Origin of the sequence: Maritimibacter sp. UBA3975 (assembly GCF_002384975.1) — a bacterium.
In the GTDB taxonomy this organism is placed as follows: Bacteria; Pseudomonadota; Alphaproteobacteria; order Rhodobacterales; family Rhodobacteraceae; genus Maritimibacter.
Map to the genome: position 1 here is coordinate 381,851 of NZ_DGCP01000012.1, position 12,476 is coordinate 394,326.

At 65.5% G+C, this 12,476-nt stretch carries 13 protein-coding genes; 4 read left to right on the top strand and 9 right to left on the bottom strand.

Annotated elements, in window-relative coordinates:
* Positions 1–39: 39 nt before the first annotated feature.
* The 3 genes from B2585_RS15770 to B2585_RS15780 form a co-directional block, all read right to left on the bottom strand.
* The gene (locus tag B2585_RS15770; protein ID WP_292024901.1) at positions 40–225 is read right to left on the bottom strand and encodes a hypothetical protein; all 186 of its coding nucleotides are present in this window, start codon (positions 223–225) and stop codon (positions 40–42) included.
* Positions 226–312: 87 nt separating this feature from the next.
* Positions 313–1,512 (bottom strand): FAD-dependent monooxygenase, encoded by a 1,200-nt coding sequence (locus tag B2585_RS15775; RefSeq protein WP_292024902.1) that lies wholly within the window; start codon positions 1,510–1,512, stop codon positions 313–315.
* A gap of 2 nt (positions 1,513–1,514) precedes the next feature.
* On the bottom strand, positions 1,515–2,192 hold the full coding sequence (locus tag B2585_RS15780; protein WP_292024903.1) for a pyrimidine 5'-nucleotidase: 678 nt from the start codon (positions 2,190–2,192) through the stop codon (positions 1,515–1,517).
* A 109-nt stretch (positions 2,193–2,301) separates the two neighbouring features.
* Here B2585_RS15780 and B2585_RS15785 point away from each other — a divergent pair, with 109 nt between their 5' ends.
* On the top strand, positions 2,302–2,943 hold the full coding sequence (locus B2585_RS15785; RefSeq protein ID WP_292024904.1) for a GntR family transcriptional regulator: 642 nt from the start codon (positions 2,302–2,304) through the stop codon (positions 2,941–2,943).
* On the opposite strand, the gene B2585_RS15790 is transcribed toward B2585_RS15785, so the two are convergent.
* Both B2585_RS15790 and carA read right to left on the bottom strand, forming a co-directional pair.
* Entirely contained in the window at positions 2,918–4,936 is a 2,019-nt protein-coding gene (locus B2585_RS15790; protein WP_292024905.1) for a glycosyltransferase family 2 protein, read from the bottom strand. The two genes, B2585_RS15785 and B2585_RS15790, sit on opposite strands and share 26 nt — an antisense overlap.
* A 74-nt stretch (positions 4,937–5,010) precedes the next feature.
* The gene (gene carA, locus B2585_RS15795) at positions 5,011–6,168 is read right to left on the bottom strand and encodes a glutamine-hydrolyzing carbamoyl-phosphate synthase small subunit (protein ID WP_292024906.1); all 1,158 of its coding nucleotides are present in this window, start codon (positions 6,166–6,168) and stop codon (positions 5,011–5,013) included.
* A 136-nt stretch (positions 6,169–6,304) separates the two neighbouring features.
* Here carA and B2585_RS15800 point away from each other — a divergent pair, with 136 nt between their 5' ends.
* Entirely contained in the window at positions 6,305–6,760 is a 456-nt protein-coding gene (locus B2585_RS15800) for a GatB/YqeY domain-containing protein (protein WP_292024907.1), read from the top strand.
* A 105-nt stretch (positions 6,761–6,865) separates the two neighbouring features.
* Positions 6,866–8,401 (top strand): hypothetical protein, encoded by a 1,536-nt coding sequence (locus tag B2585_RS15805; protein ID WP_292024908.1) that lies wholly within the window; start codon positions 6,866–6,868, stop codon positions 8,399–8,401.
* Here B2585_RS15805 and B2585_RS15810 read toward each other — a convergent pair.
* The 3 genes from B2585_RS15810 to B2585_RS15820 form a co-directional block, all read right to left on the bottom strand.
* The gene (locus B2585_RS15810; RefSeq protein ID WP_292024909.1) at positions 8,387–8,929 is read right to left on the bottom strand and encodes a DUF2244 domain-containing protein; all 543 of its coding nucleotides are present in this window, start codon (positions 8,927–8,929) and stop codon (positions 8,387–8,389) included. The two genes, B2585_RS15805 and B2585_RS15810, sit on opposite strands and share 15 nt — an antisense overlap.
* Positions 8,929–9,408 carry a hypothetical protein gene (locus B2585_RS15815; RefSeq protein ID WP_292024910.1) on the bottom strand — a complete coding sequence of 160 codons (480 nt, stop codon included), beginning with the start codon at positions 9,406–9,408 and terminating at the stop codon, positions 8,929–8,931. Before B2585_RS15815 ends, B2585_RS15810 begins: the two co-directional genes overlap by 1 nt.
* A gap of 68 nt (positions 9,409–9,476) precedes the next feature.
* Complete coding sequence (locus B2585_RS15820) at positions 9,477–11,150, bottom strand: cytochrome c oxidase subunit I (protein WP_292024911.1); 1,674 nt, start codon at positions 11,148–11,150, stop codon at positions 9,477–9,479.
* A gap of 322 nt (positions 11,151–11,472) precedes the next feature.
* Between B2585_RS15820 and B2585_RS15825 the strand changes: the two genes are divergently transcribed.
* Positions 11,473–11,712: a hypothetical protein gene (locus tag B2585_RS15825; protein ID WP_292024912.1), complete on the top strand. Its 240-nt coding sequence runs from the start codon at positions 11,473–11,475 to the stop codon at positions 11,710–11,712.
* A gap of 79 nt (positions 11,713–11,791) precedes the next feature.
* Here B2585_RS15825 and B2585_RS15830 read toward each other — a convergent pair whose 3' ends face one another.
* Positions 11,792–12,250, bottom strand: a complete 459-nt coding sequence (locus B2585_RS15830) for a c-type cytochrome (protein ID WP_292024913.1) — start codon at positions 12,248–12,250, stop codon at positions 11,792–11,794.
* Positions 12,251–12,476 lie beyond the last annotated feature (226 nt).

A 12,476-nucleotide genomic window follows, 5' to 3' on the forward strand; every position in this document is an offset into this window, starting at 1 on the left:
TCCTTTTCTATCGAACCCCCATGAATGCGGTCCGGTTCCCTAGCGGCCGATGGACAGCAGGACCAGCACCACGAAAAGGATGGGCGTCGCCGCGACCATCACGAGCCCGACGCCCGGCAGGCCGAACAAGAGCAGTGCTACGGCGAGCACGGCCACGATCAGCGCGGCGATGAGAAAGCCGACCATCGCGTGTTTGCGGTCGGTGGCGGGATCGGAATGGGTCATGCGTCTCTCCTGGCTCCGGGCTCTGTGCCCGGTGCAGAGATAATTCGCATCGAAGATATGTGAATACCGCGCGACAGGGCGCCGCAGTCAGGTCGGGCCAAGCCCTGCCCGCATCACGCCGCGCCGCACTGGTGCGATATCGTGAACCGCGCGAAGCCCCAGAAGACGCACGGCCTGCACGCCCGCGTCACCAGACCCGGCCACGCGATTGAACAGGTCGATGACGCGCGCGCGCCGGGCAATGTCGGGCTCGCGGGCTTCCGCATACCGGCGCAGCACTTCGGGCGCGCCGGGATCCTCTGGGTGCTGGCAGGCAAGGTCCAGCAGTTCCGCTATGTCGTTGAGCGACGTGTTCAGCCCCTGCGCGCCGATGGGCGGCAGGGCGTGGGCCGCCTCCGCCACCACCGCGACGCGCCCCTCGGCCAGCCGGTCTGCGGTTTGCGTCAGGATCGGCCAGATCGACCGGCGGCCCTGGAGCGTCATCCAGCCCAGGAGGCCCGTGGAGCGTTCGAACATGACCTGCTCGAAGGCGTCCACCTCCATCTCCATCAGCTCGACCGAGCGCGGCCCCTTGTTCATCCAGACGATGGCGGAGGCCGGGCGGTTGTCGATATCGGGCAGGGGGACGATCGTGAACGGCCCGCCTTCGTTGTAGATCTCGGTCGAGATATTCTCATGCGGCAGGTCGTGCGTCACCGTGAAGGCGAGCGACTTTTGACCGTAGCGCGTGGTCGACACGCCGATCCCGGCAGCCTCACGCAGGGGAGAGAGCTTGCCATCCGCCGCCACGGCGAGCTTCGCACGCACCGACGAGCCGTCGGTCAGCCCCACAATCACCTCGCTCGTCCGGTTCACGAGGCTCTTGAACCCCGTGCCGTAAAGCATGGTGATCCCCGGCGCGTCCTGAAGGTAGCGCCATAGCTCGCGCCGCACGAGCCAGTTCATCAGGTTCCAGCCGAAGGGTTCGCCCGACACGTCGGCCGAGGCGAAGACTCGCCGCTCGCGCTCGACAGGGGGCCAGCCGATGGTGTCGATGACGGCCAGGTGGTCGAGCGGGCGCGAATGCGGCTCCAGCAGGGACCACAACCCGCAGGCCTCGAACAGGTCGCGGGCCGGTTGCAGGAAGGCGGTGGAGCGCAGGTCGGAGCCGTCGAGATCGGCTTCGGTGACCGGTGGCACTGGGTCGGCCATCACAACCGAAAACCCCCGCGCGGCGAAGGTCGCCGCCGCCACCTGCCCGGCGATGCCGCCGCCGGAGATGAAAATATCCGCCTCGCGCCGTTCCATGGTCAGTAACTACGCTCCGGCCCGGGCTGCGCCAAGCCCGCGAAATGCGACAGAAAGTCCGTCAGGTCATCGGTGTGGTGGTGAATGTGATCCGCCGTCACGGGTGCGTCCGCCACATGAATGGTGCGCATCCCCATCGCGTGCGGCACGGCGAGGTTACGGGGATCATCTTCGAACATCGCGGCCACGGCGGGGTCAAGCCGGTCGGCGGCGAACACCGTCTCATACGCCACGCGCCGCGGTTTGGGCTGAAAGCCCGCGTGTTCCACGCCGTACACCGCATCGAACACGTCGCCCAGCCCGCGTGCGGCCAGCACGTTGCGCGCATAGGGCTCGGAGCCGTTGGTATAGACGATCTTGCGGCCCGGTAGCCCCGTGATCCGCTCGGCGAGCACGCTGTCCACCTTCAGCGCATCGAACGAGATATCGTGGACCTCGTGCAGGTATCCTTCGGGATCGACCCCGTGGACTTCCATCAACCCGGCCAGCGTGGTGCCGTGGCTGGCCCAATACTCAGCGCGCAGGCGGTCGGCCTCGGCCCGGTTGACGGCGAGGGTGCGCATCACCCAGTCGATCATGCGCAGCTCGATCTGGTCGAACAGCCGCGCCGAGGGCGGATACAGGGTGTTGTCGAGGTCGAAGACCCAGGCGGTGACGTGTGAAAAGCGGTCGGCTACCATGCCCCCTAGATAATGCGGCACGGTGTCGCCTGCGACCCCGAAACGCCCCCATCGCTTGATTGTCAGCGACAGACCGGCATAGTCGCGGGATAAATTTGGGGGGAACGACGTGACCGAACCGCGCAGCGGAACCAAGGACGCTTATGAGCTGATCCTCGACGCCATCGACGAGGGAATTTACCGTCCCGGCGACCGGATGGTCGAGAGCGAGCTGGCCGACCGGTTCGGCGTTTCGCGCACGCCGATCCGCGAAGCCTTGCAGCGGCTTGAGACCCAGAGCCTTCTCAACCGCGACGGACGCTCGCTCATCGTGGCGTCGCTGGACCACAACCAGCTGGCCGAGCTTTACACCGTGCGCGCCGAGCTCGAGGGGCTTGCGGCGCGGCTGGCGGCCCAGCATGCGGCACCAGAGGAGCAGAAAGTGCTGCGCGACATGGTCGAGGAGGACCGTGCCCTGATCGCCGACCCCGAAGCGCTCGCACGGGCGAACCGTCGGTTTCATCGCCAGATCCACCTGGCCTCCCACAACCGTTACCTGCTCCAGCAGCTCGATCGGGTGCATCGCACGATGGCGCTGCTCGCCACCACGTCGCTGGCCGTCGAGGGCCGGTCCGAGGTGGCGCTGGAGGAACACGACGCGATCGTGCGCGCGATCGAGGCGCGGGACGGTGATGCGGCGGACGAGGCACTGCGCACCCATATCTCCAAGGCGTTCGAGACCCGCCTCAAGCTCGACTCGCGACAGGTATGATCGGCGCCGCCTGCGCGGCCTCGTCATGGTCGTCATGGCCGTGCTGGGTCTTGTCCCAGTAAAACGGGTGGCGCACGATCTCGCCCGACCCCTTGAGCGCGGCGAGCGAGGCGAGGGGAAAATAGACGTGCAGCGTCACGACCCAAGGCCGCAGGAACCGCCGACCGGGCGTGGAGACCGCGATCATCCCCGCCGCGATGGACACTGCCTCGGACAGGACGAAGGTCGCGAACATCGTCCAGATCATCCAGACGGGCATGGCTGCGGCGAGCGGGTGGCCGATCCCGAGCGCGAAGGCCCAATAGGACCACAGCACGGGCGCGAGCAGCAGGTGGGACAGGGTCCCGAGGAACACGATCTGGAACCCTGCGAACCCGCGTGGGCCCAGCTCGCGCCAGAGCCGCATCGGGGCGCGCATGTGAACGCCATAGGTCATGGCGTAGCCCTTGATCCAGCGCGAGCGTTGCTTGATCCACGGCCAGAGGCGGCAGTTGGCCTCTTCCTGCGTGACGGTATTGACGAGCTCGGTCGTGTAGCCCAGCCTTGCGAGACGCATCCCGAGGTCGGCGTCCTCGGTCACGTTATGCGCGTCCCACCCGCCGAGATGTTCGAGGGCGGCGCGGCGGAAAAACAGTGTCGTGCCGCCCAGCGGCACCGCGAAGCCCAGCTTTGCCATGCCGGGAAGCATCAGGCGGAACCATGTCGCGTACTCGATCGTGAAACAGCGTGACAGCCAGTTGGTGCGCGCGTTGTAATAATCCAGAACGCCTTGGAGACAGGCGACGCGGGGCGGGGCCAGTGAGAACCGCGCCACGATCCGGTCGATCTGATCCGGCGCTGGCGCATCCTCGGCGTCATAGACCCCGATCACCGAGCCGCGCGCGAAATCGAGGGCGAAGTTCAGCGCCCGCGGCTTGGTGCGCACGCCCCCGCGCGGCACCGTCACCTGCCGCATCCATGCCGGGAGGCGGGCGGCGGCGAGCGTGGCATGAGTGAGCGTGTCGTCCTCCTCGACGATCAGGCAGATGTCGAGCAGTTCGCGCGGATAGGTCAGCCGCTCCAGCCTCTTGACCAGCCGCCCGGCGATCTCGCGTTCGCGGTAGAGCGGCACGAGGATCGTCACCACCGGACGGCGGCGCGGGTCATGCGGGCCGGGCGCCGGCACCTCCGGCGCCGGCGTCCGCTTCGCGCGGGTATGGAGCACGATTGCCGCCAGTTTCACGGCGCTGTTCACGGCGAGGGTGGCCACCGCCCAGCCGGTCAGCATCGCCCAGCCGGTGAGGGGGGACGTGAGAAAAACGAGCGCCAGAAGCCCGGCGAGGATGAGCCAGAGCCGCGCGGTGCCGGTCGCGTTCCAGGTCCGGCAGGCCATGTCGCCCTGCACGCGCGTTTCGGCGCGCTGGACGAGGTGGCGATGGCGCAGGCCGATCAGCGCGGCCTCCACCTGCGCGCCGCTCGCCACGACCATGCGCAGGCGTCCGAAATGCGCGGGAAGCTGCGGGGCGATCCGGGCGAACCGGTCGGGATAGGCGCAGGCGATGATGGTTGTGTCGCCCACCCGCTTCCACGGGACGCAGCGGTTGGCGAAGCAGAGGTCCAGCCCCGCCTCGTCGATCAGACGAACGTCCGGAGGGTCACTGTCGAGGTCTGCAAGTGTCGTTCCGTACAGCCGTGCGAGGCCGCGAAACAGTGCGGGCGCTGTCAGCAGTCCGCGTGAGAGCAGGACGTCGCCCAACCGAAGCGTCGTGCCGCGCCGGGCCGCCCGCGCTTCAGCCAGATCGTCGGCCCGCAGATCGCCCGTTGCGACCAGCAATGCGCCAAGGCCGGGCCGGGGGGGCGGTGCGGAGGGAACGACGGCGAGCGAAGGTCGGGCCGGGGTGTGCGGCCTGACATCGCGGCGTGGTGCCGCGATCTCCGCCCGCGCCGCGGCGGCGGGCAGGAACCTGTCCGCTACGGGCCGATAGGCATGGCTGCGCTGTATACCGTCCGGCATCGTGCTCCCCGATCCAAAGGGCACTGTGCGGCACGGTTGGTTAAAGTTTGGTTAAGATCACCGGGCCGGGCGAGTCACGCGCCCTTGCGTGCTTCGATGGCCTGCGTGAACCGGTCGAACAGGTAATAGCTGTCCATCGGTCCCGGGCTGGCCTCGGGGTGATACTGCACCGAGAAGACCGGCCGGCTGTCCATCGCGATCCCGCAGTTCGATCCGTCGAACAGCGACACATGCGTTTCGCGCACACCTTCGGGGAGCGACTGACTGTCCACCGTGAAGCCGTGGTTCATCGAGGTAATCTCGACCTTGCCGGTCGTCATGTCCTTGACCGGGTGGTTCGCGCCGTGGTGGCCGTGGTTCATCTTGATCGTCTTCGCTCCGAGAGCCAGAGCGAGCATCTGGTGACCGAGACAGATACCGAAGACCGGGAGGTCGGTGTCGTCCAGAACCGACCGGATCATCGGCACGGCATAGGCACCAGTGGCCTCCGGATCGCCGGGACCGTTGGAGAGGAACAGGCCGTCCGGCTCATGCGCCAGCACCTCCTCCGCCGTGGCGGAAGCGGGCAGCACGGTTACGTCGCATCCCGCCGAGGCGAGACAGCGCAGGATATTGCGCTTGGCGCCGTAGTCGATGGCCACGACCTTGTATTTCGGCTGCTCGAGGCGCGGATAACCGTCCGGCCAGGCCCACCGCATCTCGTCCCAGCGGTAGCTCTGCGCGCAGGTCACGTCGCGGGCGAGGTCGAGGCCCACGAGGCCCGGAAACTCCCGCGCCTTGGCGACCAGTGCCTCGAGGTCGAAGTTGCCGTCCGGATCGTGGGCAAGCGCGACATGCGGCGCGCCCTGCTGGCGGATCGCGCGGGTCAGCCGCCGGGTGTCGATCCCGCCGATCCCGATGCGGCCACGCTTCTCGAGCCAGTCCCACAGAGGCTCGGCCGACCGCCAGTTCGAGGGCTCCGTCGGGTCCCACTTCACCACCATGCCGGCAGCGACCGGGTCCTGCGTCTCGTCGTCTTCCGGGTTCACGCCGGTGTTACCGATATGCGGGAAGGTGAAGGTCACGACCTGCCCCGCATAGGAGGGGTCCGTCATGATTTCCTGATAGCCCGTCATCGCCGTGTTGAAGCACAGTTCGGCGGTCGTCACGCCCTTTGCTCCGAAGCCTTTTCCGTAGAAAACGGTTCCGTCTGCGAGGGCGAGGCAGGCGGTCGGTTTTGTCTTGGTCGGCATGTGACGCTCCCGGATCGGATCGCGCAGGTGTTACGGGTGCGCCGTCCCAGCGTCAAGAGGAGGTCGCGCTTGTTTCCCCCAGCGCGAAGGTGTAATTTCGGCACTTCGTGACGGAAATTCTGAAAGGGTCTCCCCTATGCGAAATCGGCTCAGCGCGGCTCTCAAGACGGCGATGAGGGAGAAGGACAAAGAGCGTCTTTCCACACTTCGCCTGATCAACGCCGCCATCAAGGACCGCGAGATCGCCATGCGTGGCGAGGGGGACGAGGCGGGGGCGCTCACCGACGACGTGATCCTCGGCATCCTGGGCAAGATGGTGAAACAGCGCCAGGAATCGGCGCGCGCCTATGAAGAGGGCGGGCGGCTGGAACTGGCCGAGCAGGAATTGCGCGAAATCCGTGTGATCGAGGAATTCCTGCCGCGCCAGTTGAGCGAGGCCGAAGTGGACAAGGCCATCGACGATGCGATCACCGAGGTCGGTGCGACATCAATCCGCGACATGGGCAAAGTCATGGGTGTGCTCAAGTCCAAATATACGGGCCAGATGGATTTTGGCGCGGTCGGTCCCCGGGTGAAATCCAAACTGGGGTGAGCGGCCCACCTCGGGCTTTTCCGGGCGAAAAATACCGGATAATCTTCGCGTTAACGGCCTGTGGATAGCGCAAGGCCCTTTGACGCAAACGGTTCCGGGGGCTTGATGAGCGCCAATGACGACATGAATGCGCCCCACTTCGGGGGGCGCACGCGGGGCATCGCATCCCTGGCAGACCGGATTTTGCGACTGCGCCGACGCGCTGGCCTTCACAAGCGGATCGACCAACTCACCGACGCGACACATCGCATCGCTGCCGAGCTGAAGGCACAGCGTGAGACCCTGAGCGCGATCGAAACGCGACTGTCGGCCCGCGATATGGCCGAGGATGTGCTGACGCGCGAGACGGCGCAGATCGGCGAACGGCTCGACACGCTCGAAACCCTCACCGCGCGGGTGAACGAGTTCGCGCAAGTCGCCGCCGGAAACAGTGCGGGGGCTGCCCGTTTCGCCACGATGTTGAGACGGCGCGGTCAGCCGATCCGGGTCGGATTTCTTGTCCACAATTACGAAGCCTGGGGCGCGCTCCGAGCCGTCCATGCCCTCATGCGCGACGATCCTCGGTTCGAACCCGTCGTGTTCACGATTGCGCGCCGGTTTCCGGGCGCCGAGACGTTCGGAGACGAAGATCACAATAGCGCGTGCCTTGCTGCCGAGGGCGTGGGGCATGTGCGCCTGAACGATGACGAGCCGGAGGTCGATATCGCCCGGATGAAGGCGTTCGATCTTGAAGTGATCTTCCGACAGTCGCATTGGCAGGCGGACGTGCCGCCGGTTTTCCGGACTGAGCATCTGACGTTCGCCACGCAATACTATGTGCCTTATGCTATCGCCCCGCTCATCACGTCCGGTGGCGGCATCATCGGTCACACGCGGAAAGACCTCCTCGCCCGGCAGTTCGTGGCCTGTGAGACGAGCCGCGACATCCTTCGCGCGCATGACCGGCTGGATGGTGCCCGGCTGACAGTCTCAGGCCATCCCAAGGTGACCGAAGTGCAGAACGCGCGACCAAGCTGGCCCATCGCCTCCGGCAATGCCAAGCGCACGATCTGGAGCGCACATCACGCCATTTCGACGGGCTGGAACAACTTCGGTGTCTTCCCGCAAGTCTGCGACGAGATGCTCGCACTGGCCACGCGCCGTCCCGACATCGACTTTCTCTTCAGCCCGCACCCCGGCCTGTTGTCCCGCATCAACGCGACCACGGGTGACGAGCGGGCGCGGTATGAGGCGTTTTTCGCCGCCTGGGATGCGCTCGGGAATACCGGCCAGCTGCGCACTGGCGAGTATCAGGGCCCGTTCGCCGCATCGGACATCCTGATCGTCGACGGTCTGAGCTTTCTGATGGAATACCAGCTGCTCAAGAAACCTGTGATCCGGCTGTCACGCCCTGACCACTCTCCGTGGAACGCGTTGGGCGAGAGGGTGGCGCGTGGGACGCATGAGTTGCCCGCCACCCGGATCGAGGACATCGAGGCGCTGATCGAGGGGCTGCTGGACGGCTCGGTTCCGCGCAAGGACGACGTGCAGCAAGCGCTGATCGACGAGTTGACCCCGCGTGGCGACCCGGCGCGTTTCATTGTCGAGACGATCCACGAAGATCTGCGCGCAGGCGTCAGGCCGACTTCATCCGCGCCGTGATTTGGCCAGCGTGAAGGCCCTGTCGAGATCGTCGAAAAGGGGTGGGCGCTCGTCCTCGGACAGGAACGCGCCGATCTCAACCTCGCGCCCGTTGCCCTTGAGCGTGATGTAGTCCTTCACCGGCCCGCCATTCGCATGTTTCTGCACGGTCACCCAATGCGGGTTCGCCTCCCACTCCGCATAGGTGCGGCGCGGCCCGGTGCGGGTCAGGCGGACGTGGTCGGTCCAGATAGTCAGTTCTTCGAGGATTTCTCCGTCGCGGTAGCTTTTGCCGATGAACCACCACAGGCCGAAGATCGCGATGAGGCCGGGGAAAAGCAGCCACCACATGGCGACCGTGCCGACAAATGCCGAGATCGGGATCATCAGAAAGACATAGGCAAAGCCGATGGCGAAGGCGAAGCCGCGCTTGGGGAGCGAGCGAAAGGGCCAGACGTGAAGCACCGCGATGGGCGCGCCGCCTGCGTCGCGCCCACGTGCATCCGTGTGCGGGGCGTCGGTGATCGGGTGCTCCCATTCATAGGGCATCAGGCGGCCCTCCGGATGCGGCGGATCAGCGGACGCAGGATGATCGTCAGGACGAGCCCGGCCAACCCTGCGAGGAGGACATAGGCCCCGATCTCGGCCACCACCTGCGCCCAGCCGCCCCGCCGGTCGGGCGGGAAGGTGAATGGCAGGAGGCTGGCCGCCCCGCCGATGAGCACCATCAGGTACAGCGTGTTCGTGGTCAGCCGGTCCTCGCGCCCCAGCCGTTCCTTCACGACCTGGGCGACCATCAGGACAAAGGCGATGATGACCAGCGTGCGCACGAAGGCGACGAAGCCCACCACATAATAGGCATCGGCACCGAGAGGTGTGGGACCGCTTGGCCAGAACACGGCCACGAGCATGTAGGCGGTGCTGCCCATCAGTCCCGCGACCGTCACCCATGACGCGCGCAGGCCGAGCAGGGCGGCCAGCAGTGCCGGCAGCGGGATCAGGATCAGCAGGGCGGGGGGTGGCAACATCATCGTCCCTTACGAAAAAGGCCCGGACGTTTCCGCCCGGGCCTTTCGGTTGTCTCAGCCGTCAGCCCTTAGTGGGCGTGCGACTTGTCCCAGTCTTCGCGCTTGGGGAGCTGTTCGAACGTGTGCTCCGGCGGCGGCGAGGGCAGCGTCCACTCGAGCGTGTCCGCGTACTCGTTCCAGTAGTTCTTCTCGGTCACGCGACGACCGGCCATCAGCGTGTAGGCGATGATCCCGAAGAAGAAGATGAACGAGGCGAAGGAGAGGAACGCACCCATCGACGACAGCTTGTTCCAGTATGCGAAGGCATCCGGATAGTCGATGTAACGGCGCGGCATCCCCTGACGGCCCAGGAAGTGTTGCGGGAAGAAGGTGAGGTTCACGCCGATGAAGAACAGCCAGAAGTGAACCTTGCCGGCCCATTCCGGGTACTGACGGCCCGACATCTTGCCCAGCCAGTAGTAGATCCCGGCGAAGATGGTGAAGGCCGCACCCATCGACATGGTGTAGTGGAAGTGCGCCACGACGTAGTAGGTGTCGTGATAGACCCGGTCGACGCCTGCTTGCGAGAGCACCACGCCGGTCACGCCGCCGATGGTGAACAGGATCAGGAAGCCGATGGCGAAGAGCATCGGTGTCTTGAACTCGATCGAGCCGCCCCACATCGTCGCGATCCACGAGAAGATCTTGATGCCGGTCGGCACCGCGATAACCATCGTGGCCAGCATGAAGTAGGACTGCTGCTGGAGCGACATGCCAACCGTGTACATGTGGTGCGCCCAGACGACGAAGCCGATCACGCCAATGGCGATCAGTGCCCAGACCATCGGCAGGTAGCCGAAGACCGGTTTGCGGGCGAAGGTCGCGAAGACGTGGCTGACGAGGCCGAAGCCGGGCAGGATCACGATGTACACTTCCGGGTGGCCGAAGAACCACAGGATGTGCTGGTAGAGGATCGGGTCACCACCGCCTGACGGGTCGAAGAAGGTCGTCCCGAAGTTGCGGTCCATCAGCAGCATGGTGATCGCGCCGGCGAGAACCGGCAGGGCCAGCAGGATGAGCCACGCGGTCACGAAGATCGACCAGGAGAACAGCGGAACCTTGAAGAGCGTCATGCCCGGGGCACGCATGTTCAGGAACGTCGTGATCATGTTGATCGCGCCGAGGATCGAGGAGGCGCCGGAGACGTGGACCGCGAAGATCGCGAGGTCCATCGAATAGCCGCCTTCGGTCGTCGACAATGGCGGGTAGAGCACCCAGCCCACCCCGGACCCAAGCTGGTCGTTGCCGCCGGGGGCGAGGAGCGAAGCCACACCAAGCGCCGTGCCGGTCACATAAAGCCAGAACGACAGGTTGTTCATCCGCGGGAACGCCATGTCCGGCGCGCCGATCTGAAGCGGCATGAAGTAGTTGCCGAAGCCGCCGAACAGGGCCGGAATGACGACGAAGAACATCATGAGCACACCGTGGTAGGTGATCATCACGTTCCAGAAGTGGCCGTTCGGCGTACATTCCTGGCTTGCGTCGGTAAAGAGCCGGAAGCCCTCGAGACACATGTGCTGGACACCCGGGTCCATCAGCTCGAGTCGCATGAGCACCGTGAAGCTGACCGAGATCAGGCCGACGAGAGCCGACACGATCAGGTACAGGATGCCGATATCCTTGTGGTTGGTGGACATGAACCAGCGAGTGAAGAAACTGCGGTTGTCTTCGTGGTCATGGCCCTGGATGGCTGCGTCCGCCATTGAGGTCTCCCTTAAACTGTCCTCGCGCACAGGGGATTCCCCCTGCGGAATTGAAGTGTGTTTACTGCGACAATGTGAACAGGGCAACGCTCACGGCGATCAAATCTGCGCCTTTTTGCATGTAAACCAACGAGAAAACGCGTCTGCGTCAGGGCCAACCGGCGGTTCCGGGCATATTGTCGCACAGCGGGCGGATTGATCGGTGTCAAGGACGCGCCCCGGCGCGGGGCCTTTGGCGGCGGATTGGGCGTTTTGCCGGTCGCGGCCTGCGCGCTATGCTGGCGCAGGTGACGAGGTGAACTGGCGCGAGGGCCGCGAAACGATGACTGGGTTCAAACTCAAACGGGTGACGATTTCTTCGCCGGCACAGCTCGACGCCTGGCTTGGCGGGGCGGACGGGCGCCACACGCGCGTGATGCTCGTCACACATGCCGACGCCACGAATACCTCTCATGTACCGCGCGACGTGATCCGTGACGCGCTTTCGGCGCATCGGTGGGTCGCGGAGAGGTCTTACACGCTCAACGGCGGGCTGCTGGGACATGTGATCCGCAGGGCCTGACACAAGCGCCGGTGCTCACGAAAACGCCCCGCCGAATGGATCGGCGGGGCGCTGGATCAACGGGCGGACCCGGTCTGGATCAGGACTCTTCGCCCTCTTCCATCTCGCCTTCTTCCGAGAAGGTGGCGAGGTACGCGGCCACGTCCTCGCCGTCGCGCAGCTTGAAGGTCATCTTCGAGCGCGCGCCGTCGTCGTCAAGGTACTCGGCGAGGAAGGCCTTGGGGTCGGCCATGTATTCCACGATGTTCTCGGTATCCCAGACAAGGCCCGCTTCACCGGCGGCCACGATCGAGTCGCCGTAGTTGAAATCCTCGTAGGTGCCGGCGGTGCGGCCGATCACGCCATAGAGGTTCGGGCCGGTGCGCCCGCCTTTCACGATGTCCTCGCCGTCGGCGTCGGAGATCATGTGGCAGGACTTGCACTTGCGGAAGTCCTTTTCGCCTGCGGCGGCGTCACCCATCGCTTCGTGGCTTTCGGCAAAGGCTGCTGCGCCCGACAGGGCGATAACGGCGGCGGCGGTAGACAGGATGGCTTTCATGGCGTTCCTCGTTGCTTGCATTCGATACGGTGCCGGGGAATCGAGACGCCCCGGCGCTGACGTGACTTTGGCCGCAAGATGGGGTGGATGCAAATGTCCCGCAACAGGTCGCTTGGTCGCATCCGCCCACGATAGCGCGAGGCGCGGCCCTGCGACACGGGGCGATCACGCGCATCGGATCGTCCGGATCGTTTCTGGCGAGTCATCTTTCGGAGGTATCCGTGCC